At 64.2% G+C, this 23,895-nt stretch carries 23 protein-coding genes; 13 read left to right on the top strand and 10 right to left on the bottom strand.

From position 1 onward, the window contains the following. Positions 1-51: 51 nt before the first annotated feature. The 8 genes from rpmH (at position 52) to HMPREF0307_RS10470 (ending at position 5,077) form a co-directional block, all read left to right on the top strand. Positions 52-195, top strand: coding sequence for a 50S ribosomal protein L34 (rpmH, locus tag HMPREF0307_RS10500; protein ID WP_003847033.1), 144 nt, complete (start codon positions 52-54; stop codon positions 193-195). A 2-nt stretch (positions 196-197) separates the two neighbouring features. Beyond that, a complete protein-coding gene (rnpA, locus tag HMPREF0307_RS10495; protein WP_066492732.1) occupies positions 198-545 on the top strand; it encodes a ribonuclease P protein component in 348 nt (115 codons plus the stop codon). Beyond that, on the top strand, positions 542-832 hold the full coding sequence (yidD, locus tag HMPREF0307_RS12695; RefSeq protein WP_231725161.1) for a membrane protein insertion efficiency factor YidD: 291 nt from the start codon (positions 542-544) through the stop codon (positions 830-832). Before rnpA ends, yidD begins: the two co-directional genes overlap by 4 nt. 16 nt (positions 833-848) lie before the next feature. Continuing rightward, positions 849-1,826: a membrane protein insertase YidC gene (gene yidC / locus HMPREF0307_RS10490; protein WP_066492730.1), complete on the top strand. Its 978-nt coding sequence runs from the start codon at positions 849-851 to the stop codon at positions 1,824-1,826. Positions 1,827-1,917: 91 nt separating this feature from the next. After that, positions 1,918-2,562, top strand: coding sequence for a 16S rRNA (guanine(527)-N(7))-methyltransferase RsmG (rsmG, locus tag HMPREF0307_RS10485; protein ID WP_066492726.1), 645 nt, complete (start codon positions 1,918-1,920; stop codon positions 2,560-2,562). Positions 2,563-2,572: 10 nt separating this feature from the next. Beyond that, the gene (locus HMPREF0307_RS10480) at positions 2,573-3,421 is read left to right on the top strand and encodes a ParA family protein (protein ID WP_066492724.1); all 849 of its coding nucleotides are present in this window, start codon (positions 2,573-2,575) and stop codon (positions 3,419-3,421) included. A 3-nt stretch (positions 3,422-3,424) separates the two neighbouring features. After that, positions 3,425-4,492 carry a ParB/RepB/Spo0J family partition protein gene (locus HMPREF0307_RS10475; RefSeq protein ID WP_066492722.1) on the top strand — a complete coding sequence of 356 codons (1,068 nt, stop codon included), beginning with the start codon at positions 3,425-3,427 and terminating at the stop codon, positions 4,490-4,492. Between the two features lie 9 nt (positions 4,493-4,501). Then, positions 4,502-5,077 (top strand): hypothetical protein, encoded by a 576-nt coding sequence (locus HMPREF0307_RS10470; protein ID WP_066492719.1) that lies wholly within the window; start codon positions 4,502-4,504, stop codon positions 5,075-5,077. A 114-nt stretch (positions 5,078-5,191) separates the two neighbouring features. Here HMPREF0307_RS10470 and HMPREF0307_RS10465 read toward each other — a convergent pair whose 3' ends face one another. From HMPREF0307_RS10465 to HMPREF0307_RS10435, 7 genes are all read right to left on the bottom strand, one after another. Further along, positions 5,192-6,373: an N-acetylmuramoyl-L-alanine amidase gene (locus tag HMPREF0307_RS10465; protein WP_066492717.1), complete on the bottom strand. Its 1,182-nt coding sequence runs from the start codon at positions 6,371-6,373 to the stop codon at positions 5,192-5,194. A 52-nt stretch (positions 6,374-6,425) separates the two neighbouring features. Continuing rightward, on the bottom strand, positions 6,426-6,755 hold the full coding sequence (gene trxA, locus HMPREF0307_RS10460) for a thioredoxin (protein ID WP_066492716.1): 330 nt from the start codon (positions 6,753-6,755) through the stop codon (positions 6,426-6,428). Positions 6,756-6,785: 30 nt separating this feature from the next. After that, positions 6,786-7,706, bottom strand: coding sequence for a thioredoxin-disulfide reductase (gene trxB / locus HMPREF0307_RS10455; protein ID WP_066492858.1), 921 nt, complete (start codon positions 7,704-7,706; stop codon positions 6,786-6,788). Between the two features lie 241 nt (positions 7,707-7,947). Next, positions 7,948-8,502 carry an RNA polymerase sigma factor gene (locus HMPREF0307_RS10450; protein WP_066492715.1) on the bottom strand — a complete coding sequence of 185 codons (555 nt, stop codon included), beginning with the start codon at positions 8,500-8,502 and terminating at the stop codon, positions 7,948-7,950. A 128-nt stretch (positions 8,503-8,630) separates the two neighbouring features. Further along, positions 8,631-11,111: an aminopeptidase N gene (pepN, locus tag HMPREF0307_RS10445; protein ID WP_066492714.1), complete on the bottom strand. Its 2,481-nt coding sequence runs from the start codon at positions 11,109-11,111 to the stop codon at positions 8,631-8,633. Between the two features lie 184 nt (positions 11,112-11,295). Next, positions 11,296-12,966 (bottom strand): RNA-binding domain-containing protein, encoded by a 1,671-nt coding sequence (locus tag HMPREF0307_RS10440; protein ID WP_231725164.1) that lies wholly within the window; start codon positions 12,964-12,966, stop codon positions 11,296-11,298. A gap of 306 nt (positions 12,967-13,272) precedes the next feature. Further along, positions 13,273-13,806, bottom strand: a complete 534-nt coding sequence (locus tag HMPREF0307_RS10435) for a YceI family protein (protein ID WP_066492710.1) — start codon at positions 13,804-13,806, stop codon at positions 13,273-13,275. A 130-nt stretch (positions 13,807-13,936) separates the two neighbouring features. On the opposite strand from HMPREF0307_RS10435, the gene HMPREF0307_RS10430 reads away from it, so the two are divergent. Continuing rightward, positions 13,937-14,506, top strand: a complete 570-nt coding sequence (locus HMPREF0307_RS10430; protein WP_066492706.1) for a glutamate synthase-related protein — start codon at positions 13,937-13,939, stop codon at positions 14,504-14,506. Positions 14,507-14,661: 155 nt separating this feature from the next. On the opposite strand, the gene HMPREF0307_RS10425 is transcribed toward HMPREF0307_RS10430, so the two are convergent. Genes HMPREF0307_RS10425 through HMPREF0307_RS10415 form a run of 3 tightly spaced genes read right to left on the bottom strand, consistent with a single transcriptional unit; the run spans position 14,662 to position 20,665 of the window. Continuing rightward, the gene (locus HMPREF0307_RS10425) at positions 14,662-17,907 is read right to left on the bottom strand and encodes a murein biosynthesis integral membrane protein MurJ (protein WP_066492705.1); all 3,246 of its coding nucleotides are present in this window, start codon (positions 17,905-17,907) and stop codon (positions 14,662-14,664) included. An 8-nt stretch (positions 17,908-17,915) separates the two neighbouring features. Next, a complete protein-coding gene (locus HMPREF0307_RS10420; RefSeq protein WP_066492704.1) occupies positions 17,916-20,051 on the bottom strand; it encodes a DUF6049 family protein in 2,136 nt (711 codons plus the stop codon). Further along, positions 20,048-20,665, bottom strand: a complete 618-nt coding sequence (locus tag HMPREF0307_RS10415; protein WP_066492702.1) for an NUDIX hydrolase — start codon at positions 20,663-20,665, stop codon at positions 20,048-20,050. Before HMPREF0307_RS10415 ends, HMPREF0307_RS10420 begins: the two co-directional genes overlap by 4 nt. Before the next feature lie 28 nt (positions 20,666-20,693). Here HMPREF0307_RS10415 and HMPREF0307_RS10410 point away from each other — a divergent pair, with 28 nt between their 5' ends. Genes HMPREF0307_RS10410 through HMPREF0307_RS10395 form a run of 4 tightly spaced genes read left to right on the top strand, consistent with a single transcriptional unit; the run spans position 20,694 to position 23,889 of the window. Further along, positions 20,694-22,160 carry a CCA tRNA nucleotidyltransferase gene (locus HMPREF0307_RS10410; RefSeq protein WP_066492700.1) on the top strand — a complete coding sequence of 489 codons (1,467 nt, stop codon included), beginning with the start codon at positions 20,694-20,696 and terminating at the stop codon, positions 22,158-22,160. Positions 22,161-22,162: 2 nt separating this feature from the next. Further along, positions 22,163-22,759: a YqgE/AlgH family protein gene (locus HMPREF0307_RS10405; protein WP_066492698.1), complete on the top strand. Its 597-nt coding sequence runs from the start codon at positions 22,163-22,165 to the stop codon at positions 22,757-22,759. A 54-nt stretch (positions 22,760-22,813) separates the two neighbouring features. Beyond that, a complete protein-coding gene (locus HMPREF0307_RS10400) occupies positions 22,814-23,557 on the top strand; it encodes an AzlC family ABC transporter permease (protein WP_066492692.1) in 744 nt (247 codons plus the stop codon). Then, positions 23,557-23,889: a branched-chain amino acid transporter permease gene (locus HMPREF0307_RS10395; RefSeq protein WP_066492686.1), complete on the top strand. Its 333-nt coding sequence runs from the start codon at positions 23,557-23,559 to the stop codon at positions 23,887-23,889. Before HMPREF0307_RS10400 ends, HMPREF0307_RS10395 begins: the two co-directional genes overlap by 1 nt. Positions 23,890-23,895: the final 6 nt, after the last annotated feature.

Genomic DNA, 23,895 nt, shown 5'->3' with positions numbered 1-23,895 from the left:
AGGGCGTGCCGTACTGGTGTGCCCCTGCTTACAACTTCAAGGAGAATTACCGTGGCAAAGGGCAAGCGGACGTTCCAGCCGAACAACCGTCGTCGTGCTCGTAAGCATGGCTTCCGTACCCGTATGAGCACCCGTGCAGGCCGCGCCATCGTGGCCGCACGCCGCAAGAAGGGCCGCGCAAAGCTGACTGCATAGTCATGCTTCCCGCGCATTTAAAACTCACCTCGCCGACGCAATTTCGTCGGACGATTAAAGGCGGGCAGCGCGCGGGCTCACGCACCCTCGTCGTTCACGTGAACGACACCCCAGCCGAAGTGGCGGCCACCGGCCCCCGCTTCGGCTTGGTCGTATCCAAGGCCGTCGGGAACGCCGTGGTCCGCCACCGCACCGCCCGGCGGCTTCGCCATGTGTGCATGAGCCTTGTGCCCGAGCTTCCCGCCACCCTGGACGTCGTTATCCGGGCCCTGCCCAAGGCTGCCGATGCCCCCTCGGAGCTGCTAGCCCGCGACCTGCGGCGAGCACTCCACAAGGCCGGCGTCCTGTGACGTACTACAACTCCCGGGGTGAGGAGATTCCGCAGGCGCGCGGGGTCGCCACACCGCTGGTGGCCGCGGTGCGCTTCTACCAAAACCACCTGTCTGCCCTTAAGATGGGTTCCACGTGTCGATTCGAGCCCACGTGCAGCGCATATGCGCTCGAGGCTTTGAGCGTCCATGGGGCGTTTAAAGGCCTAGGGCTGGCTCTGGTCAGGATCTGCAAATGTGGGCCCTGGCACCCGGGCGGCTTCGATCCGGTCATCGCAACGCGCCGATCACGCCAACGCGCAAGATAACGAGGAAAGATAATTCGTGCTTAATTTCATCTACTGGCCGATTTCGGCCGTCCTGTGGGCATGGCACTGGCTGCTCAGCCTGGTCATGAACCCTGACTGGGGCATCACGTGGATTCTGTCCATCGTGCTGCTCACGTGGACGATTAAGGCCCTGCTGGTCAAGCCGACCATCAACCAGATTCGGTCCACGCGTCGCATGCAGGAGATTCAGCCCAAGATCCAGGAGCTGAGGACTAAGTATCCCAATGACCAGCAGAAGCAGGCCATGGAGATGCAGAAGATCTACAAGGAGTCCGGCGTGCGCCCCGTCGCCGGCTGTCTGCCCATGCTGGCGCAGATCCCGGTCTTCATTGGTCTGTTCCACGTCCTGCGTTCCTTCGACCGCACGGTGAGCGTAGGCGGTTCCTTTGGCCATGTGGACGAGCCGATGTCAGTGGAGCAGAACGCCAACACGGCGAACTACCTCTTCTCCCCGGAGCTCGTTCAGTCCTTCCTTGATGCGAAGCTCTTTGGCATCCCACTTGTGGCGAACCTGCGCGTCAACTCCCCCATCCTTCAGGACGTCACGACCGCCCAGGTCGCCGTCCTCATCGTGCCGCTCATCGCTATCATTGCGGTGTTCACGCACTTGAACGCCCGCTATACGCTCAACCGTCAGGCCCGCCGCAAGGCGGAGGGCAAGGTCGCAGCCCCCACCGGCCAGAATGCCGAAATGATGGAGATGCAGACCAAGATGATGAACAACATGATGTTGTGGTTCATGCCGGCTACGCTCATTATCTCCGGCGCCATCTGGCCTATCGGCCTGCTGTTCTACATGCTGTCCAACACCGTGTGGACCTTCGGCCAGACCCACCTCGTCTACGCGAAGATGGATGAGGAAGAAGAGGCCGAGCTCCGCGCCAAGGCTGAGGCCAAGCGCACCTCCGCTCCGAAGCCGGGCGCCCGTAAGACGGACAAGCGCACGAAGAAGCAGCGCAAGAACAACAACTAAAATCCTCGCACTCGCGGCACCGCCGGGCTCTCCGCCCCGCGGTGCCGCCTTTGTCTTTCCCCCACCCGCACCGACCTATAGGATCACAGTCATGGACTCCAGCCCTGCTTCCGATGCCCCTCTGAACCCCGCCGCCCTCGATCGTTCCGCCATCTTTGGCGAGCGCCTCCCGCTCGCGGAGAAATACCACGAATCCCTCGCCACGGACGGTCATGTTCGCGGCTTTATGGGTCCGCGCGAAATCCCGCGCCTCTGGGACCGCCATATTCTTAACTGCGCCGTCATTGGCGACGTCATGCCTGAAGGTGCCACCGTCGTCGACGTGGGCTCTGGCGCCGGCCTTCCGGGCATCCCGCTCGCCATCGCGCGCCCGGATCTGAAGATCACGCTCATCGAGCCGTTGCTCAAGCGCTCGACGTACCTCGGCGAAGTCGTCGAGCTCCTCGGCCTCGACAACGTGACAGTCATCCGTGGCCGCGCTGAGGAAGGCCCCATCAAGCGCACCGTCTCCGGCGCCGACATCGTGACCTCGCGCGCCGTAGCACCCCTGGGCAAGCTCGCGAAGTGGTCGCTGCCACTTGTGCGTAAGGGCGGCGAGATGATCGCTATGAAGGGTGATAGCGTGCGCGAGGAGCTCGAGCGCGACGCCGCCGATATTAAGAAGGCAGGCGGTGGAAAAGCCACGGTGGAAAAGGTCCGTGGCACCACCATTATTCGTGTCCCGAGGGTGAAGTAATCTAGTGGGCATGAGTTCTGCACGTTTGATCACGATCGCTAACCAGAAGGGCGGTGTGGGTAAGACCACCTCCGCCGTGAACCTGGCAGCCGCGCTGGCGGCTGACGGGCACAAGGTCTTGGTCATCGATCTGGACCCGCAGGGCAACGCGTCCACGGCGGTGGGCGCCGCGCACGCCTCCGGCACGGATTCTTCCTATGAGGTGCTGCTCGGCGACTGCACGGCGGATGACGCCATGCAGGTGAGCCCCGAGGACTCCAATCTCTTCTGCATCCCGGCCACCATTGACCTGGCCGGCGCGGAGATCGAGATGGTCTCCCTCGTGCGTCGCGAGTTCCGTCTCTACGACGCGCTGGCCAAAGGCTTCCTCGACGAGCACGGCTTTGAATACGTCTTTATCGACTGCCCGCCGTCGTTGGGCTTGCTCACCATCAACGCGATGACGTGCTCGGACGAGGTCATCATCCCCATCCAGTGCGAGTACTACGCGCTGGAAGGCGTGGGCCAGCTACTGGGCAATATCTCGATGATTCGCGAGCACCTTAACCCGGAGCTCCACATCTCGGGCATCCTGCTCACCATGTTCGACGCGCGCACTAAGCTCGCCGAGCAGGTCGCCAACGAGGTCCGCGAGCAGTTCGGTGCCGTCGTCCTGGGCAACGTCATCCCGCGCTCTGTGCGCGTTTCCGAGGCCCCGGGCTTTGGCAAGACCGTCGTACACTATGACCCATCGTCTACGGGCGCGATGGCCTATATCGCAGCCGCACGCGAGCTGCACAAGCGCGGGGATTACCCGCCGCACCCCACCACCGGCGCCATTGGCGTGAGCCCTGAGATTTACGCGGAATTGGAAGGATAAGACATGGAAGAAAAACGTCAAGCTGGGCGTCAGGGCGGACTCGGTAAGGGTCTCGCCGCCCTCATCCCTTCTGGTCCCGGCGCCCCCTCACGCCGCCCGCACCTGGGCGATAGCGCGGCCGACGTCATCCTCGGCGGCCGTCCCCTGGCTTCCGATGCCCCGTCAACTGCCGTTGACGAGGGAAATGGGAAGCGAGTCAAGGGCGCGCCCACTATCGCTCAGTCCGCGAAGGCGGGCGCGGGTGCACGCCGCCGTCAGCCCAAGCCGGCGGCGATCGGAGCGACGTACCGCGAGATTCCCATCGGGGACATCGTTCCCAACCCCAAGCAGCCGCGCACGGTCTTCGAGGAAGGCGAGCTCGAGGAGCTCATCCACTCCATCAAGGAGTTCGGCTTGCTCCAGCCCATCGTCGTCCGTCCCTCGCAGGACGGTGGCTTTGAGCTCATCATGGGTGAGCGCCGCTGGCGCGCGTCCTCCAAGGCGGGCCTGTCCACCATCCCGGCCATCGTCCGTGACACGGAAGACGGCTCCATGCTGCGTGACGCGCTGCTGGAGAACATCCACCGTGTGCAGCTCAACCCGCTGGAAGAGGCGCACGCCTATGCGCAGCTGCTCGAGGAATTCGGTGTCACGCAGAACGAGCTCGCAGACCGTATCGGTCGTTCGCGCCCGCAGGTGACGAACACGCTGCGCTTGCTCAAGCTCCCGGTCGACGTCCAGAAGCGCGTCGCCGCTGGCGTCCTGTCCCATGGCCATGCGCGTGCGCTGCTCGGCCTCGACGACCCAGAAGCCATGAATGAGCTCGCCGCCCGCGTCGTTTCCGAGGGCCTGTCCGTCCGCGCGACGGAGGAAGCTGTCACCCTGTACAAGCGCGACGGCAAGCCGGCTCCTAAGAAGTCCGCGCCTACGCCCACCCCGCAGTTCTTCACCGACTCAGCGGAGCGCCTCGCTGACCGCTTCGACACCAAGGTCACGGTGACCATGGGTAAGCGCAAGGGCAAGATGGTCGTGGAATTCGGCGACCAGGAGGATTTCGAGCGCATCCTCGCCATCCTCGAGGGCGGCAAGTAGGACGCCTCCATGCTCGTCGAGTCAGTGACCGAGGCCCGTACCTTGCACGCGCTCGCAGCACGCAGCGTGTTCTGGGAGTGCGCGGAGCCCGTCGCTGATCCGGCCTTTGAGAAGGAAGCATGGATCACCACCACGTCGCTGAGCTTCGGGGACTGCGGTTTTACCGTCGGAGATGAGGCCACGGTCTTCTTCTGCCCGCCGGATCTCGCTCCTGGCGCCGCGCAGCTGCCCACCGCGCCCGTCTCCCCCGATGCAGCGCTCGTGAGTTCCCTGTTCATCAAGCAGTCTCGTGCCTTAAGCGAGCTCTCGGCTGTCCTCCTCGACGCCTCGATCATGAACCTCACGTCCCGCGAGTTCCCCGCGGTCGAGGTCTTCGGCTATCGTGACCACCGCGCGGCGCAGGAACTGCTCGGCCGCAAGCCTGGGCGCATCGGTTTAGCCCCTATCGAAGTCCTTGAGTCCGCCGGCTTCAAAGTCACAGAAGACCACCCCGCCATCCCGCGTCTGCGCCTCGAGCTGCCGCCCGCCTTCGACCTTCTCACGGCCGCGGCGGTCGACGATATGCTTGCTCGCGCCCTCGCATAGTGCCCGCGCGCCGTAGGTGGCCATACCGAAAAGGCCATAGCCCCAGTTCGCGCTCGCAGAGCGAAAATACGCGACCTGGGACTATGGCCAGTTGGCTATGACCAACTACGGGAGCTAGGACCGCTCCGCGCGGAGCAGCTCAGAGAACTGGTACGTGCCGGTGACGGCGGTATCATCCTCGAGCATGTAGAGGCGCTTGACGGCGACCACGATGGCCTCGGCGATCTCATCGCGGCGGTGGGGGTCGGTCAGCACCTTCACGTCGCCGGGGTTGGAAAGGTAGCCCAGAACAATCTGGACCACGGGCATCTGCGTGAGCCGCAGGATTTCCCACGTGCGGCCGTGGTTGGACAGGTTGGTCAGCGGCGTGCGCGCGGTGATTTCGCGCTGGATGTAGCTCGACAGCGTCTCGCCGATAAGGGAGGAGTTGCCGGACTCGGAGCCGAAGTAAAAGCTTGCTACGCCGTTGGCTTTCTCGTTGGGGTACGAGTCGCAGGCCAGCGAGATAATGAGGTCTGCACCGAAGGCGTTGGCCATCGCGGAACGAGACTTCACCGTGGGGTCGTCGAGACGCGGGCGGGAGATAATAGTCTCCATGCCGGCGGCAATCATGCGGCCCTCGAGGCGCTGCGCCAGGTCCCAGAGGAGCTCTTCCTCGGTGATCTCGCCAAAGCGGCCCTTGACGGTCTGGCCTTTGTTGGCGCCGCCGAGCGCGGGGTCGATGACCACGCGCTTGCCGGCGAGCTTGGGGCCGGCGTTGCGGACGCGTTCGCGTTCCTGAACGTTGTGGGCTGAGCCCGTGGTAATGCGGCGGCCCAGGAGGCTCAGCGCGCGGATGGTGGCAGGACCACACACGCCGTCGTTCTGAAGGCCAGCGTTGAGTTGGTACTCGACGAGGGCGGCGTGGGTGTTACGGCCAAAGAGTCCGTCAATGCGGTTGCGGTAAAAACCGAGCTCTTGGAGCTGCTGCTGCAGCTGGGAGACGTCGTCGCCCATGAGCTCGTTGCCGGGCTGGAAGCTCAAGACACGGGCACCGAGGCTGTACGACGCCTGGCGCAGCTCGCGCAGCGTAGGTTCATCGATGGTGCCCGAGGGCACGATGCCGCGGGACTGCTGGAAGGCCTTGAGGGCCTCGGAAAGCCCGTCGTCGAAGAACTTATCCTGCTCGGAGAACTTCTGCTTCTTCCAGTCGGCGACGTCGCCGCTGTAACCAGAGTTCAATCCCAGCCGGGCCAGGGTGGCGCGGGCCTCGGCGACGCGCGCACTGCGGTCGCCCACGTGATAGACGCGGTCCAACTTCCAAACCCCTTTCTTTTACTCAAACCTCAACAGAGCACAACAGTATCAGTTAGACGGCCTTCTGAATCTTTGCCACGATGGTGTTCTTCGGCTGAAGTCCAACGAATTCGTCGACCTTTTCGCCGTTGCGGAAAATCAGCACGGACGGGATGGACATGATCTGGAACATGCCGCCCAGGGTGCGCTCCTCATCGACGTTGACCTTGACGATCTCGGCCTCGTCACCCAGCTCACCAGCGATTTCGTCGAGCAACGGGGACAGCTTCTTGCACGGGCCACACCACTCGGCCCAGAAGTCAACGACAACGGGCTTGTTGGCGGATGCCTCGACGACGTCGGTGCGGAAGGACTGCGTGGTGACGTTCTTCACGTTGGACATGGGTGCTCTCCTTAGGAAAATGGAAGGTGATTAGGCCCGATCAGCCAGGTAATGTTCAGCGTCGATGGCGGCGCGGCAGCCGGAACCAGCGGCGGTGATGGCCTGCTGGTAGTGGTCGTCGACCAAGTCGCCGCAGGCGAAGACGCCCGGGATACTGGTCGCGGTGCCCGGCTGGTTGACGACAACGTAGCCCTCAGGGTTGAGTTCCACCTGGCCGTCGAGGAATGCGGAGCGCGGGTCGTGGCCGATGGCAACGAACATGGCGGTGACGTCGAGCTGTGAGGTCTCACCGGTGATGGTGTCCTTGAGCTCAAGGCCAGCAACCTTGCCGTCGCCTTCGAGGACGCGTTCCACTGTCTTATTCGTTGCCCACTTGATCTGCGGATTGGCCCTCGCGCGCTCGAGCATGATCTTCGAGGCGCGGAACTCCTCGCGGCGGTGAATAATAGTCACGGTCTCGGCGAACTTGGTGAGGAAGGTGGCTTCCTCCATGGCGGAGTCGCCGCCGCCCACGACTGCGATGTTGTGGCCTTTGAAGAAGAAGCCGTCGCAAGTCGCGCAGGCGGAGACACCACGGCCGGAGAGCTCGGCCTCGCCCGGAATGCCCAGGTAACGCGGTGCGGCGCCGGTGGCGAGGATGACGGTGCGGGCCTGGAAGACATCGTCGCCCACGTGGACGCGCTTAATATCGCCCTCGAGCTCGACGGAGTCGACGAGGTCCATGCGCAGGTCAGCGCCAAAACGTATGGCTTGGGCACGCATCTCTTCCATGAGCTCAGGGCCCATGATGCCCTTTTGGAAGCCGGGGTAGTTCTCCACCTCGGTGGTGTTCATGAGCTCGCCGCCGTACTCGTAGCCCTCGAAGACGATGGGGTTGAGCTCGGCGCGGGCTGCGTAGAGAGCTGCGGTGTAGCCGGCAGGGCCGGAGCCGACGACGATGACGTCGTGGATGGCGTCTGCAGACGGGGTCTCGGTCGCTTCCGGCTCGGCGGTCGTATCGCCGAGGTTGATGAGGCCGGGGTTGTTCGCACCGGGGATGGTCACTGCACGTCTCCTTTATAAGTTATGTCGTTGCATGACTCTTAACGCCATGATCCTACTCGGAGATTCCCGTACCCAGGAAACCCAGCACGTACGTGTTGACGTGCTGTTGTTGAACTGTGACCAACCTAGAAGGACCAACCGGGACGAATCAGTCCGCCATGACGGATCGCAGTGTCTCCTTGGCGCGCGCCCGGCGGGACTTGATGGTCCCGGTGCGCACTCCCTGCGCCGCGGCGGCATCGGCAAGCGAGAGCCCTTCGATTTCCGTGAGATAGAGTGCCACGCGCTGCTCCTCCCCTAGCCGAGTGAGCGCCTCGCGGACCATGAGCTGGGTGTCGAGCGCATGCTCGTAGGCGAGCGCCGGATTGCGGTCCGGATCGAAGCCTCCGGTATCGAGAGAGGGATTTTCGCGGTTGGCGCGATGGTTGAGGAAATCGAAGCCAGCATTCATGACAAGACGGTGCAACCAGGTGCCCAACTGCGCGTCCCCGCGGTAGCGCTCGAGCGCAGTGGAGGCCTTGAGGAACGCCTCCTGGACAATGTCCTGGGCGTCCGTGTCATTGTGCGTGTACTTCCGCGCGACGTACGTGAGCCGCTGGCGGTGCCGGTGAAAGATGTGCCTGAAGGCCTTGTCATCGCCCTCGAGGAAGGCCTCGATGAGCTGGTCGTCTGAGAGTTCTGGCGTGGATTCTTGGTGCGACATGAAGTCAACCCCCCGATTGAAACTGGATGTGTAATCCATTCCAACCGAGGGGTTGTGACGGCGCCACCGGGAGACTGCACACTATATGTGGCACCCAAAAGATACTGCCTCTATGCAGGCATTATGCCTTACTGGGCGTTAAAATTCTTCACGCGGAGCGTCCTTACAAGGCCATCCTGGCACTCGAGGAGCACGCGGCGCAGCGCGCCCGGGATGTCGCCGGCGAGCACCTTATCGGTGTGCTCGAGCGTCTCCGGTGTCTCCGGGTAGAGCCCGCGGACCAGGCGGTTTCCGATCTCGATGGGATGCTCGGCCCACAGCGCGTCGAGCACCTCGAAGAACTCACCTGCGAACGCGTCGCGGTCCCCGTGCGGGGCGTGGAAAGCGTCGATGAGCGCGTCGACCTGCGCATTCGAGTGCTTGCCGGGCTCGCGCACGAGGTCGAAAGCCGCACGCCCCCGCTCCGGGAACGAGTGACGCACGCCGAGGTGCGCCGCAACGCCCGTGAGCGTGTTGTCGCGCTCAAGCTCGGCGTCGAGCTCCGCATCCGTCGTGGCGTCGCGCGCGGCGAGCGCTGCGAGGACCGCCCAGCGTACGTCCGGGTCGAGCCGGAGCTTGCCGATGCCCCCATTGAGCACCGTGCGCAGGCGTTCCGCGCCGGAGGCGTCCGGGGTGGCACCGAGCGCCGTGATGGCCGCGCGGGCGAGGATGAGCTGGGCATCGGAGCCCGGCTCGGCGGCCTGGAGCAGATCCCACAGGGCGTCCGCAAAGTGCGCGCGGTCTGCGTCCGTGTCGAGGTAGTGTGCGACCGCGTACTGCGCGTTGGCGAAAGCGGTGGTCATGAGCCCCGGGTCGGTCTCGGCCGCGGCGTGGTCGAGAACCGTACCCACGTATTCGCGGGCTGGCCACTCACCATCGCGCGTAGCCTGCCACAGGGCAGTCCACACGACGGCGCGCGTGAGCTCGTCCTCGATCTTCGACAGCTGCTTTCGCAGGATACCGAGTGACTGTTCATCGAAGCGGACCTTGGCATACGTGTGGTCGCCGTCGTTGAGCACCACGAGCGGGCCCGCCGCCGTGCCGACCTCCGTGCGTGGTTCGCCTGTCAGGTCTACGTCGCGGGACTCCACCAGCTCGAGTCCTGCCGAGTAGAAGGAGACGGTGAGACGGTGCGGGCGGAGGGTATCGGCAGCCTCCGCGTCGATGTAGAGCGTGCCGTCCTCGATGACCGGGGTGAGCGTGTCCGGACCGGAGGTGCGCAGCCATGCGTCCGCCCAGGCGTCGAGGTCGCGGTCCGTGTGCTTCTTCAATGCCTCGAGCAAGTCCTCGAAGGTCGCGGCGCTAAACGCGTGCTTCTGGAAGTAGTCGCGCGCGCCGGCGTAGAAGTTCTCGCGGCCGATGTAGTGGACGAGCTGCTTGAGGACTGCCGCACCCTTGGCATAGGTGATGCCGTCAAAGTTCTGGCGCGCGGCGTCGACGTCCGGGATCTCGGCCTTGATGGGGTGCGTTGTGGGCAGCTGGTCTTGCGTGTACGCCCAGTTCTTACGCGTGCCGGCGAATGCCGTCCACGCCTCCTGGTACTCCGTGGCGTGGATCGAGGCGTCGGCGCCCATGAACTCCGCGAAGGATTCCTTGAGCCACAGATCGTCCCACCAGCGCGGCGTGACCAGATCGCCGAACCACATGTGGCTCATCTCGTGGAGGATGGTGTTTGCGCGGCCCGTGCGCTGCGGACGCGTGGCGTGGGAGCGGAAGAGGTAGCGTTCCGTGAAGGTCACCAGGCCCGGGTTCTCCATCGCGCCGAGGTTGTATTCCGGAACGAAGATGGAGTCGTACTTTCCCCACGGGTACGGGTAGCCGTAGTTCTTGTGGAAGAAGTCCATGCCCTGCGCGGTGAGCTCGAGGATTTCGTCGTCGAGGTACTCCGCCATGGACGCGCGTGCCCAGGCACCGAGCTCCGAGGTCACCGCGCCGTCCTGGGACGTCCACGTCTTGTGCTTCGATACGTACGGACCTGCGGCAAACGATGTGAGGTACGTCGACAGCTTGGGCGTGGGCGCGAAGTCGATGGTGACCGCGCCATCATGCTCAGCGCGGGTCATCTCCGGCTGATTGGAGAGCACGGCCCAGCCGGCCGGCGCCACCATCGTCGTGTGGAAGACGGCCTTGAGGTCCGGTTGATCAACGCATGGGAAGATACGCCGGGCATCGGAAGGCTCGAGGTGGGAGTAGAGGTAGACGTTGCCGTCCGCGGTGTCCTCCATGCGGTGTAGGCCTTGGCCCGTGCGCGAGTACGCGGAGGTACCAGCGATCTCCACGGTGACCTCCTCCCCTACCGGCACGCCGGTGAGGTAGATGCGCGCACCATCGAAGCCGCCGTCCACGGCCTTCCCGTTGACGAGGACCTCCTCGACGGAGTTGCCCAGGTAATCCACGAAGAACTCCGTATCGCTGGTCACGAGCCGGATGGTGGAACGGACGTTAAACTCGCTGGCCTGCGCGGCCTGGCTGAGGTCGAGGTGCAGGTTGTAACTGTGAATGTCGAGCGCGGCGGTGCGGGCCGCGGCCTCTGCCTGGGAGAGGTTGCCGGAGGTGCGTGCAGTAGTCATGGTGCCATCTTATTAGCGCCACCGACCTGCGTCCCGAGATAAGGTCTCTTGTCTGAGTTGTTTCAAACAACTCCCCAACAACTATCGCGACCATTTTCGTTACCGTACGTCATAGTCGGCGTAAAAGTGCTGGTCAAGGGAAAAATGCAGTAGTTGAAAGTTGTTTATGGGTTGTTTGTTGCTCTTAGCTGGCTTGGATCCAGCGGGTTGCGGGACCGCGCTGGGGGCCGCTGGGGTCGACGCGCGCCTCGCCTACTGTGCGCAGGTGGCGCAGGATAGCGGTGACGGTGCGGCGGTCGATTCCTAATTCGTCTGCAACTTCGCGCGTGGTGAGCGATGCTCCAGCGCGAAGCTGTGTCTGGATCCAATCCTGAACGGTGGTTGACGTGATGTGTGAACCGTCTTCCAGCCCCATCGCCTCGCGTGCCGCGCCAGATAGCACCCATTCAGGTGCGTTGCGCAAGGGCTCGAGAAACCCAAGTCCGACGTACCACTCGAGGTTATCGAGAGTTTGGGGCTCGCCCAGCTGCAGGAGTTTCGCTGCGGTATGAAGGAGCAGAATCTTGTTATCCATGAAGTGTCGTGCGAGCAGTAGCCCGTTGACGTTCGTGAAGGCTTCAGCATCGAAGCGCTCGCGGAGTGCTACGAGTGCATGGATGAATGCGGCATCGACGCTACCTGAAGAGAGCGTAATTTCAACGAAGTTCTCCTCTGCATGCACCGTGGGGACGCGGCGACCAGTTCCCAACATGGAGATCCACATGCGGTCAAAGCCGCGTGAGGACTCCTCTGTCAGTCCCAGCATGCGCAGTGCGTTCATGAGCCGCGGGTTGCGTGGCACGGACTGCGTCGTTAAGACGCGCTCGGTCGTCACTCCGACGGGGAAACCTCCGGGAGACCACACCGTGAAAGAGATGGGCGACTGGTCGACCACGACTGCTGCGGCGGCATCCCAGTCACGGTGTGCGAGCGCATTGGAAATGAGCTCGTCTACTGCGCGTTCTGGGAAGGCGGGGATAGCAACCTCTTGACCGTTGCTGAGATCGACGCGGGCAACTTCGCGTGCGGCATTGAGAGCTACCAGGTCCTTGAGCCGCAGGTAAGTGGTCACTAAGGGTGCGGAGAGTTCCGTTGTCGTTGGCTCGCCGCTCGGAGTTGTACGCAGGAGATGTCGTACGGTGACTCGTCCATGCGGGGGCTTCATGAAGAGTATTTCAGCGGCAAAAGTGGGGGTGCCGTCATCAGTGAGGAGTGCGAGATCGATGAGAAGCTCGCTGGCCGTGCGCGGTCCCGGTTCCTCGCGTCCTTGTGAGGTGCGCTTCTGTGCGAGGAGGTGAAGTGCCTGGTCGATGGCTGTGGGGTCGAGCTCGCTCATGGTGCGCAGGGACGGTGCTGCGCTGAAATCAGGGTTTGCACGGTCGAGATAGATCTTGTGGCGTTGCGCCTCAGTCAGTGGCTCGCACGACGTACCCACGCGGATGCTGGCTTGTCCTTTGGGTCGGTGATAGAGAGTAATTCCTGCTGGTACGCGCAGTGCGATGAGTCGCACGCCGTTGAAATCAAGCGCCTCACCTTCGACTCGGATGTTGGGACGAGTGCCGTCGAAGATCTTGGTTTCGAGCCACGTGATGTCACGATGAGTTCCTGTGAATGCCGAGGGACCGGACTTTTTATCCGAAACACCGAGCACGATGTACGCCGTTCCGCCGTCGGCATTGGAGAAACAGATGGTTTCGTCGATGAGGAACTCGATGAGGTGTGCATCAGGATTCCGTGCTTGTGCGTGGACAGCGGGATCTTCCTTGAAGTCGAGCGTCGGGGACTCTTGCGAGTCGCCTGTTGCGCCGTCGTAGATGGCGCGCAGCGCCTACATAATGGCGTTGAGTTCGTCTTCCTTCATGCCGTTATTCTACTAGTTGTTTCAAACAACTCTGCAACAACTTTTCGGGTCCTCGTGCACACTTTTTGCATCTTCGGCAGTAAAAGAGCAGGTCAAAGAAAGAATATAGTAGTTGAAAGTTGTTTATTAGTTGTTGTGGGTGGGTGGAGTTGTGTGTGGGTAATACGAAAAACGCCGTATCCCGCCTCGCGAGGACACGGGATACGGCGTCAGGAAGGAAAGGGGCGATTGGGCGCGCCCCAGCGCCGGATTTCTGAAGAACTACTGCTTGATGGCAGAGACCTCGAGGACGATCTTGATTTCTTCGGACACTAGGACGCCGCCGGTCTTCAGCGGAGCGTTGAAGTCGATGCCGTAGTCGAGACGGTTGATCTTCGTGGTGGCCTCGAAGCCGAAGCGGGTGTTGCCGAACGGATCCTCGGCGACGCCCGCATCCTCAACCTTGAGGGTGACCGGCTTGGTGGTGCCCTTGATGGTGAGCTCGCCCTCGACGGTGCCCTCGCCGGACTCGTCAACGTTGAACGTGGTGGCCTTGAAGGTCAGCTCCGGGTACTGCTCAACGGCGAAGAAGTCGTCGCCCTTGACGTGGCCGTCGCGGTCCTCATTGCCGGTGCTAATGGAAGCGGTCTTGATGGTGACGTCTGCAGAGGACTCGTTGATGTTCTCGGCAACGTTAATGGTGCCCTCGAACTCTTCGAACTTGCCGCGGGCCTTGGTGACCATGGCGTGGCGAGCGATAAAGCCGATGTTGGTGTGGGCCGGATCCAGGGTGTAGGTGCCTGCGTTAACAGTCATGATTGTTTCTCTTTGATATAAGTAATCAGTTCGTTTGTTGATGTATCACTCATAGTACCCCAATGACTTCAAGCTTCAAGTCATTTTCTTTTACTATGTGCGAAAACGCATCACCACCTGCAAGGATCCGGTGAATATATTTCCTAAATTTCCGTCGCGGCGGCTGCGTTTCGGCACCCGCAACGCGCTCGTAGGTACGGGCCTGCGCGACAAGGTGGCCATCGGTGCCTCCGGCAAGATTGCTGGCGGCGCGGACGTCGTGCGCCGCATCGCGCTCGGCGCGGACTTCACGAACTCCGCGCGCGGCATGATGATGGCCACCGGCTGCGTCCAGGCACAGAAGTGCAATACCAACATGTGCCCGAGCGGTGTGGCGACCCAGAATCCGTGGCTTGCCCGCGGCGTTGACGTGGACGACAAGGGCCAGCGCGTGGCGAACTACCACAACGGTGTGGTGCGCTCCGCCAAGCGCATCCTCGCCTCCATGGGCCTGTCCTCCTTCCAGGACTTGGGTCCCGAGCATGTCTTCCACCGCGTGGACCCCGCGCATGCGACGTCCTACGGCGAGCTCTATGACTGGCTCGAGCCGGGCGCCCTGCTTACCGGTGAGGTCTCCGAGCGCTGGCAGCGCATCTGGGAGTGTGCCGACGCCACCGCCTTTACCGCCCTGCACCGCAAGCACCCGCGCGCAACCAACTAAGCCACCACATCCCAGAAAACGCAGAAAGCGCACTCCGCATGGAGTGCGCTTTTGTATGTGCCCGGATGTACGTTCCGGACATATAGGGCTTTCGTGGCTCTGGGCGGAGAGCCACTATATGTCCGGAAGGGATATGTGTGGGTCCGCCGGAGGAATTACGGTCGGCCAGTGACGAGGACGTCAGTGAGCGTCACCTTGTCTGCCTTGGGCAGGGAGTCGAACCAGATGAGGACGCCGTCGAATTTTTCCGGCAGCTCGTCCAGATCGACGTGGTCCTTGGCGGACTTGAGCTTGCCGCTGGCGAGCTCGGTGAGTTCCTTCGAGTCAGCATCGAGCGACGCGGGGTCCGGGGTGCCCGTGACGCCGAAGACGCGGTACTCGGCGCCCGTGGACTTGGACTGGGAGAAGACCACGTCGCGCAGCTGGGAGGGCTGGGACAACTCGAGGAGCACCCCGGTATCGGCCTTGGGCGTCGTCCACGTCGTCTTCGAGGAGTCATCGGTGAGCGCGGTCGTCTCCTTGCCAGAGGCCACGTCTACGGCGCCAGCTGGCGTGAGCACGAGCGCGGGGCCGGACACAGCGGTCGTCGTGGGTGCAGAGAGCGTGACAGGAGTCTCGGGCTCGTCGCCGCCGATGAGCGAGATGATCCATACGGTGAGCGCAGCCATGCCCACCACGAAGGCGGTCGCCAGCGTGCCGAGGAGGAAGACGCCGGAGCGTGAGTAGCCGCGGGAGCCGAAGCCCGGTTCCTCGTCTTCGACGATGATCTCAGGCTCGGAGATGGGCAGCGGCTCTTCCTCCGGAGCATCCTCCGCGTCGCCTCCTAATTCGCGGAGCTGGTCCGCGATGAGCGCGAGCGGTGCCTCAGACTCGCCCAAATCAATGAGCGCCTGCGGGGCCGGGCTGGCGGCATGCGCGAGAGTGGAAATCGCGGACGTGAGCGCCGCGTGGTCGGATTCCTCCGACGCGTTATTCAGCACGCCTGGGAAGGCAAGGCGGACCACGCCATCCGTGGCGACGCGGAAGCGCGCGCGATTGTCCACGCCGTAGGCAAGACCGGCGGCGTGGGCCGCGGCGGCATCGGCAAGCACGGGTGCGAGCGCGTGAGCCACGGCGCGGGAGTCGAGGTTGCCGGCCTCGGCGACGGCCTTGAGCTCGGTGCCCTCGATCCAGTCCGCAACCACGAGTCCGCCGTTGCGGTAGGACAGGATTTCAATATTGTCCGCGACGGTGGGCAGGCTCATCTCCGCGAGCTTGCGCGTGGAGCGCGCGACCTCGGCGGAGCGTTTGGCCACCTCGGCCGGGGTGGCCGCTGCCAGCGGCGCGCGGTTCGTGGTGTCGACGAAGGTGAGCGCGACCATGCGGCCGGTCTCTTGTTCGCGAGCCTGCCAGAAGCGCGCGCCCGGCACGGAGCCGTGCTCCTTGAGGAGGCGGAAGCGGCCGTCAGAGACCGGGGCACCCGGCACGAGGGCGGGGCCACGGACGATACCGGCGGACATCGGCGGCGGGACCGGCGAGGAGTTGAAGGCGTCGAAGGCGACGAGCGGCTGGATTTCCGCCTGCTCGGGTTGCTCGACCTGAATACCGGCGTCCGGCTTGATGTTGATGAAGCGGCTCATGCCCGGGACGCGCTGGAGCGCGCGGCCCAGGTTGAGGACCTCCGGCAGGCCGGAGCGGGACAAGACGAGGCCGGTGACGATGAGGAAGACGATGCCGGACAGGCTCACGCGCACGAGGATGAAGAGGCTGGGGACCTCGGGGATGACAAAGTCCAGGAGCCAGTTGAAGGCGAGAGCGACGAGCAGGCCCACGACGCCCGCGCCGGCGGACCACACGGTAGTACTCGTGACTTCGCGCCCGCCCAGCGAGCCCAAGTGTCTCTTGAGAAGGAACGCGCCGATGACGGCGCCGGCGACGAAGCCAAAGCCGTTGGCGGTACCGAGGAGGACGACCACGTTGTCCGGAGAGCTCGCCACGCGCACGGCGAGCAGGGAGAGAACGACCTTGCTAATGGTGATGCCCGCGATGATGAAGGTCGGCGTCCAGGCTTCCTCGCGGGCATAGAAGACGCGCAGGTGGAGTAGGACGAGGGCGTACGGGATGAGCGTGAACGCGGAGAAGGACAGCGTGAGACCGAGGATTTCGGCCTCGTCCATGGTGAAGCGGCCGTAGCCGAAGAGTCCTTGAGCGATGGGCACGCCGAAGCCGGTAAAGAAGACGACGATAGGGATAAGCGCAATGAAGGTGAGCTTCGTGCCCAGCGTGAGGTCGCGGACCACGGCGTCCGAGTCGCCGTCCGCGGCGTTGCGGGACAGGCGCGGCATAATCGCCGTGAGGAGGGTGACGCCGATGACGCCGTAGGGCACCTGGAGCAGCAGCCAGTGGTTCTGGTAGATGACGTTCGCGGCTTCAGAGGAGATGGACGCGATCTGTGAGGTCACGACGTAGCCAGCCTGGGAGATGGCGACGTACGCGATAATCGCGATGGCCATGGAGCCGAACTGCTTGAGGCGGGCGTCGATGCCCCACAGGGGTGTGAGGTTAATGCCCGCGCGGTGCAGGTACGGAACAAGGATGAGGCATTGGATTACGACGCCAGCCGTGGTGCCGAGGCCAAGGAGCAGGATGTGCGGGTCCGTGACTGGCGAGGGCGCGGCGGGGTTGAGCTCGCCAGGCAGGAACCAGTACGCCAGGAGCACCGCGATGGAAATGACGTTGTTGATGACCGGGGCCCACGCGCCGGGCGCAAAGATATTCTTCGTATTGAGGATGGCCTGGAAGAGAGCGAACAGGCCGTAGAAGAAGATCTGTGGGAGCAGCAGATACGCCATGGACGTTGCTTGGTCGACGTTGACCATGCCGTCCGATTTGATCATCATGCGCGTGAGTAGCGGCGCGCCCACGACGGAGAGGATGGTCACCACGCCGAGGAGCGAGGCGGCGAGCGTGAATAATCGTCGCACGAATTCCTCACCGCGGTCGGGGTCTTCCTTCTCCGCGCGTACAAGGACCGGGACGACGAGCGAGGTGAGCACCGCACCGAGGACGATCTCGGTGACGAGGTTCGGAATCTGGTTCGCCGTCTGGAACGCGGATGCGATGGCCGCGCCCAGCGTCGAGGAAATGAGCACGGTGCGCAGGAAGCCCGTGATGCGCGAGATGAGCGTCGCGATGGCCATGGAGCCGCCGGCGCGGACGACGTCGGCGTCAGAGGTGCCTTCTGAATTTTCGGCAGACGCTCCAGCGGATGCCGGCACGTAGTTTTCGCCCTGGAGGTGCGACTTGTCCGGCTCGGCGGGCGTGGGCTCGGGCTCAGGTTGGGCGCGTGGCACCGGCACGGGCGCCGGCGGAGTGGGTTGGACAATGCGCGAACGCAAGCCAGCGGGTTCTTGAGATGTCATAAAGAGCTCTACTTCTTCTTATGCGAGGCCCGGCGCAGGCGCACGGCGAGCGCGCCCAGCGCGAGCAGGGCGACGAGACCGCCCAGGCCGTAAACACTTAACATACCGCCCCTGGTCTGTACCGCAATGGTGACAGGCTGCGAGATGGTCGCGCCGTCAGGCGTCGCGAGCCACAGGCGGAGGTCTGTCCTGCGGTCAGTCGGCAGGTCGGCCGTCATCGATACCGTAATAGAACCCTTGGCGGGCACCCGCAGCGTCTCTGGCGTGTTGAGGGACGCGGACTCAGGGCCTTCATATTTAATGTGGGCCTCGACGGGCAGTGGCAGCGAGTTCTCCGCGACGATGAGCAGCGGCGACGATTGCGAAGATCGCGTATAGACGTTGCCCGGCGGAATGAGCGAGACGGAGGCGCGCAGCTCCTGCAGCTGCTCCGAGTTCGCCTCGAAGCGGCGCGTCGAGCGCACGATTGCGTCCTGGTAGCCGGAGGCCGTCTGGCGATCGTTGAGACTCAACGCCATGAGCAGGTCGCGGCGCAGCGGCAGCGTAAATCCGTAGCGCGTGAGCGCAATATTCGGATCATTGACCATGATGAGCATGAGCTCGTCCGCGTACCGCGCTTGTTGCTCGGCAAGCAGAATCTCGGGCCCGCTCAGCGCCGCGGGGTCCGCGTAGGGGCTGCCCGGCTGGTCGTTTGTCTCTGCCGCGCCCAGCTTGCCGATGCCCCTTTCGGCCGCGCCCTGCGCGAGCTCATCGAGGACCGCCGCAGCGGCGGCCGGATCGAGTTGGTTGGGCAGCTTGGCCACGAGGGGTGCATCTTTATCGGCTTCTGGGGCGGCGTGCTCGGTGCGCGCGAGGCGGATGCCGGCGGCGGCGCTGAGCGCGCGGGAGGCGGGGGCATCGGCAGCAAAGTCGTAGTGCAGTGCCGGGTTGGAGTACGCGGTGGTCTCCGGGCGCGAGCCGGTGGCGGCGAGCAGCGAGGCGAGCGAGGCGTTATACGTCGCGTAGTGCTCACTGCCCGTGACCGTCGTATTGTCCGCGACGAGGACGGTGGGCGTGCCCAGGTCCGCGTAGGGGGCATTCGTCGTGAAATCCGAGGTGACGTAGCCGTTGCCGGGCACAAGGATAGTGGTAGGCGTTATGCCCAGGGTGTCCTCGATGGTCTCGTTGCCGCGGGCGACGGCCTCGTGGAGGAGCCACGCGTTGCGGGTTTTCGCCGCGGCGTTCTGGTCCGCGTTGGCCCACGGCATGGTGCTGATACAGTCGAGCTTCTTCAGTTTGTCCAGAAAGGCCTGCGCCGCGGCGGAGCCGGTGCCTTCGACGCCCGCGGTGTCGTTGGTCGAGCCCCAGGAGTCGCGCAGGCGCTGTGGCTTCTTCACGATGGACGGCCGGTTACTCGCCACGGTGTAGCCGTCCGCCATACGCGACGCAACGTCGACGAGCGCAGGGTCGAGCACGACGCAACCGGGCTGGTTGTGGTCGAGGTACGTGTCGACGAGTCGGGTAAGGCGCCCCTCGGGGCCGAGCTGGCCCGCGAGCTGCTCGGACTGGAGGATGAGCGACTCGCCGCCGGTCTCGCCCGGCACGATGTCCACGGTCGCGGTGAGCGGATAGAGGACCGTGAGGGAATCTTTGGCCTTGGAGTCGCCGACGGGAAGGAGGAGGCGGTCATCGGCAAGCGCATGCGCCGCCCCGTCCTGGAAGCCGGTGAGCGCGAACATGAGCGGGTAGACGCCGTCCTCGTCCAGGGCCAGGGTGCCCTGATCATTGAGGCCCGTGGGCACGCGGAGCTCGACCGTGGTGCGCTCCCCCGGTTCCAGGTCCGCGGGTGCGGCGGTGGCCGCGAAGTAAGGGAACTGGCCGGTGGCGAGCTCTGAGCGGCCTGCGTCGACGGTGGAGACGCGGTCCCCGCGCCGGGTGGTGACCTGGAGATCCGTCATCGTGGTGTCAGAGGTATTGACGATCTCGAGGGTGACGTGGAGATCCTCCCCGCGGCGCGGCGCGGAGATCTCCGTGACGCTGAGCTCGGCGATCTGCGGCGTGCGGACGCTCTCCCAGGCTGCGTCATCGAGCGTCGGCGCGGCCTGGGCGGGCGCCGTGAGGAGCGCGACGGAGGCGGCGATTGCGACTACAGCGGCGCGCCTCAACGCGGCGTGGCCTTCCCTGCTTCCTTGTCTGCGCGGGCTAAGTCAGGAAGCAGATCGTGGGCGATACGCGCGAGCTTGCGCTCGTCCGCGTACGCCAAATGCTCAATGAGTTGGGACACAGGGATCCAGGAGACTTCGGTGACCTCCGGATCCTCGTCATTGAGGATGCCGTCGCGGAACCGCAAGAGATAATGGTGCACCGTCTTATGGATGCGCACGCCGTCTGAGACGAACCAGTAGTCGATCTCGCCGAGGTCCGCGAAGACCTCGCCGTGGATACCGGTTTCTTCCCAGACCTCGCGCTCGGCGGTCGCGCGCTTGTCCTCGTCGGCCTCGACGTGGCCTTTGGGCATGGACCACAGGAGGCGGCCGCGGCGGTCGAGGCGCCCGATGAGCGCGACGTAGACCTGGGCGAGATCCACCGAACCGTCAGCCTGCACGGCCTCCGGCAATCCGGAGACAACGAGGCCGCCCGCGGACGTTTCGTCCCGGGTTTCCATCGAGCGCGACTGCTGGCGTTGCTGCTGTTGCGCGCGCTTGGCACGCCCGTCGGTACGCCGGCGGCGGCGACGCCTGCGCGGTGCGGGTTTGGTGCCTTCATTTCGGTTAGTCATCGCCACTTATCGTAGTAGACTTGGCCGCGTGAATTTTCAGGACACCCAGGACAGCACCGACCGTACGGATCCCGCCTCGCCGGAACGCCTGGGCGTCCTCGCGCGGGCAGACGCCGCGGTACGCGAGCTCTACCCGCTGCTCGAGGGGCTCATCGCTCGCTTCGAGGAGTCCGGCCACGCGCTCTACCTCGTGGGCGGCTCCGTGCGCGACGCCGCGCTCGGCCGCCTGGGCCATGACTTGGACTTCACCACGCCGGCGCGCCCGGACGTGGTGCAGGCCATCCTTGACGACTGGGCCGAGACCGTGTGGGACACGGGCATCGACTACGGCACGGTGTCTGCGGCGTACAAGGGCCAGCAGATCGAAATCACCACCTTCCGCTCCGACGTCTATGACGGGGACTCGCGCAACCCCGAGGTCGCGTACGGTGACACGCTCGAGGGCGACCTCACGCGCCGGGACTTCAAAGTTAACGCCATGGCGGTTGAGCTGCGCAGCGACGGGCCGGAGTTCCACGACCCGATGGGCGGCCTCGGTGACTTGGCCGCACGCGTCCTCGACACTCCGGCCGCGCCGGAGCAGTCCTTCCACGACGATCCGCTGCGCATGCTCCGTGCCGCGCGCTTCGCCTCCCAGCTCGAGTTCGACGTCGCCCCGCGCGTGCTCACAGCCATGCAGGACATGGCCGGCGAAATCCAGCGCATCACCGTCGAGCGCGTCCAGGTGGAGTTGGACAAGCTCATGCTCGGCTCGCTGCCGGAACGCGGTATCGACTTGCTCTGCTCCTCCGGCATCGCGGACTACGTCTTCCCGGAAATCCCCGCCATTGCCATGGAGCCGGACGAGCACGCGCAGCACAAGGATGTCTACGCCCACTCGCTCAAGGTGTTGCGCCAGGCCATCGACCAGGAAGAGGATGGCCCGGACCTCGTGCTGCGCTGGGCCGCGCTCCTCCACGACATTGGCAAGCCCGCCACGCGCGATACGACGGACGGCAAGGTGAGCTTCCACCACCACGAGGTCGTGGGTGCCAAGCTCGCGCGCAAGCGCCTGCGCAAGCTCAAGTACCCCAAGCACGTGACCGAGGACATTGCGCAGCTCATCTACCTGCACATGCGCTTCCACGGCTTCGATGGCGACTCGTGGACGGACTCCGCCGTGCGCCGCTACGTCACGGACGCGGGCGAGCTTCTCCCCCGCCTGCACAAGCTCACGCGCGCGGACTGCACGACGCGCAACAAGAAGAAGGCCGCGCGCCTCGCGCGGACGTACGACCTGCTCGAGGAGCGCATCGCGGAGATCGCCGCGAAGGAAGACTTGGCGCGCGTCCGCCCCGACCTGGACGGCAACGAGATTATGGAGATCCTCGACTTGAAGCCGGGTCCCGAGGTCGGCAAAGCGTGGAACTTTATGAAGGAGCTACGCCTCGAGGAAGGTCCCCTCGAGCGCGAGGTTGCGATTGCGAAGCTGCGCGAGTGGTGGGAATCTAGATAGCTATGTACGCCGACCGACTGTTTAAGGCCCTCGAACGCAACGAGCCAGCGCGCGGCCAGCTCCTCATCGCCGCGCCCGGCATGCGCTCTTCCGAGTTCGCGCGCTCCGTCGTGCTCATCCTCGAGCACAACGCGGAGATGACCTTCGGCGTCGTGCTCACCCAACGCTCCGAGGTCGCCGTCTTCAACGTGCTGCCCGAGTGGCTGCCGCTCGTGACCAAGCCGCAGGCCCTCTACATCGGCGGCCCGCTTAACCAGCAGTCCGTGCTGGGCCTGGGCATGACGCAGCCCGGCGTCACCTTCGACGAGGATGACGTGCTCTCCAAGATCGCGCCGCGTCTGGCACTCGTGGATCTGCGTGCGGAGCCTTCCGAGCTCGAAGATCGCCTCGCCGGCATGCGTCTCTTCGCAGGCTACGCGGAGTGGGCGCCCGGTCAGCTTGAAGAGGAAATCGCGGACGGCGATTGGTACGTCGCACCGGCGCTAGCGCAGGACGTGCTCACGCCTGGCCCGGCCGATCTGTGGGGCGACGTGATGAAGCGTCAGCCCATGCCTCTCCCCCTGTTCTCGACGTTCCCGCGGAGCGCCGACGCGAATTAGATTCCCGTACTGCGGGGCGTTCATACCATGTAGCGGGATTGGTATGCTGGCTCCATGAATTCCGTGGACACGCGTGCAGAGATAAAGAAGGGCCTTGCTGATACCTGGGCCGTGGGCTTGGGACTTATTCCTCTCGGCCTCGCCTTCGGTCTGCTCATGGTCCAGACCGGCTTCGCGTGGTGGTGGGCGCCCATCTTCTCCTTCGTGATCTACGCCGGTTCCATGGAATTCCTTGCCGTCGCCATGATTACCTCGGGTGTCTCGGCGACTGCGGCGGCCGTGACGGGTTTTATGGTCAACTTCCGCCATATCTTCTACGGCCTGACCTTCCCCCGCGATAGTATTCGTTCGGTGCTGGGACGTGCCTACTCGACGTATGCACTCACAGACGAGTCCTACGCGATCGTCTCCGCCCTGCCGCGCGGTGAAAAGCTCTCCGGTCCACGGGTGCTCACCATTCAGATCTTCTGCCAAGCGCTCTGGGTGCTGCCAGGCATCGTCGGTGCGGTGGCCGGCCAGGCTGTTCCCGACTCGGTCCAGGGCATGGAGTTCGCGCTCGTCGCACTGTTCGTGGTGCTCGCCTTCGACTCCTTTAAGAACAACCCGGACTACTCGCTGCCCGTCATCTCCGGCATCATTGCACTCATCTGTGCACTGCTTGTTCCCGGCCAGATGCTCATGGTCGCGCTTGTCGCGTACTTCCTCGTGCTCATTGCGCGCTTCTTCTCGCCGCGGCTCGATGCGGCACTCACCTGGAAACGGGGGGCATCGGAAAGCTCTGCACAGGTGGTGGACTAATGCCAGAAGGAGTGACCCTGGGCGCCATCTTCGCCGTACTGCTGCCCGTGTGTGTGGTGACGGTACTTATTCGATGGCTGCCGTTTGGCTTCGTCAAGGCCTTCAAGAATAACCAGTTCATTAGCCTGCTGGGCCTGCTCATGCCCGTGGGAGTGATGACGGTGCTCGTGGTGTACACGGTCTTCGGCCAGCGTGAGGCACCCGGCGGGCTGCTCGCGGCGCTCCTCGGCGTGGCGGCGACGGTGGGGTTGCACCTGTGGCGCCACACCTCGGGGCTCTCCATTATCGGAGGCACGCTCGCGTATATGGCGCTGGTGAATCTAGTGTTCTAGCCGCGC

Source organism: Corynebacterium sp. DNF00584, from assembly GCF_001552965.1.
Classification (GTDB): Bacteria; Actinomycetota; Actinomycetes; order Mycobacteriales; family Mycobacteriaceae; genus Corynebacterium; species Corynebacterium phoceense.
Note: the sequence above shows the minus strand (reverse complement) of the source record. Positions and strands in the feature narration are given on the sequence as shown.

What these genes read in the sequence shown, in the direction of transcription:
- HMPREF0307_RS10425 (WP_066492705.1), bottom strand. Translation starts at nt 17,907, where the DNA reads ATGACATCTCAAGAACCCGCTGGCTTGCGTTCGCGCATTGTCCAACCC.
- HMPREF0307_RS10435 (WP_066492710.1), bottom strand. Translation starts at nt 13,806, where the DNA reads ATGACTGTTAACGCAGGCACCTACACCCTGGATCCGGCCCACACCAAC.
- HMPREF0307_RS10405 (WP_066492698.1), top strand. Translation starts at nt 22,163, where the DNA reads ATGTACGCCGACCGACTGTTTAAGGCCCTCGAACGCAACGAGCCAGCG.
- HMPREF0307_RS10450 (WP_066492715.1), bottom strand. Translation starts at nt 8,502, where the DNA reads ATGTCGCACCAAGAATCCACGCCAGAACTCTCAGACGACCAGCTCATC.
- HMPREF0307_RS10395 (WP_066492686.1), top strand. Translation starts at nt 23,557, where the DNA reads ATGCCAGAAGGAGTGACCCTGGGCGCCATCTTCGCCGTACTGCTGCCC.
- rsmG (WP_066492726.1), top strand. Translation starts at nt 1,918, where the DNA reads ATGGACTCCAGCCCTGCTTCCGATGCCCCTCTGAACCCCGCCGCCCTC.
- HMPREF0307_RS10475 (WP_066492722.1), top strand. Translation starts at nt 3,425, where the DNA reads ATGGAAGAAAAACGTCAAGCTGGGCGTCAGGGCGGACTCGGTAAGGGT.
- HMPREF0307_RS10415 (WP_066492702.1), bottom strand. Translation starts at nt 20,665, where the DNA reads ATGACTAACCGAAATGAAGGCACCAAACCCGCACCGCGCAGGCGTCGC.
- HMPREF0307_RS10400 (WP_066492692.1), top strand. Translation starts at nt 22,814, where the DNA reads ATGAATTCCGTGGACACGCGTGCAGAGATAAAGAAGGGCCTTGCTGAT.
- trxA (WP_066492716.1), bottom strand. Translation starts at nt 6,755, where the DNA reads ATGTCCAACGTGAAGAACGTCACCACGCAGTCCTTCCGCACCGACGTC.
- HMPREF0307_RS10470 (WP_066492719.1), top strand. Translation starts at nt 4,502, where the DNA reads ATGCTCGTCGAGTCAGTGACCGAGGCCCGTACCTTGCACGCGCTCGCA.
- pepN (WP_066492714.1), bottom strand. Translation starts at nt 11,111, where the DNA reads ATGACTACTGCACGCACCTCCGGCAACCTCTCCCAGGCAGAGGCCGCG.
- HMPREF0307_RS10480 (WP_066492724.1), top strand. Translation starts at nt 2,573, where the DNA reads ATGAGTTCTGCACGTTTGATCACGATCGCTAACCAGAAGGGCGGTGTG.
- rnpA (WP_066492732.1), top strand. Translation starts at nt 198, where the DNA reads ATGCTTCCCGCGCATTTAAAACTCACCTCGCCGACGCAATTTCGTCGG.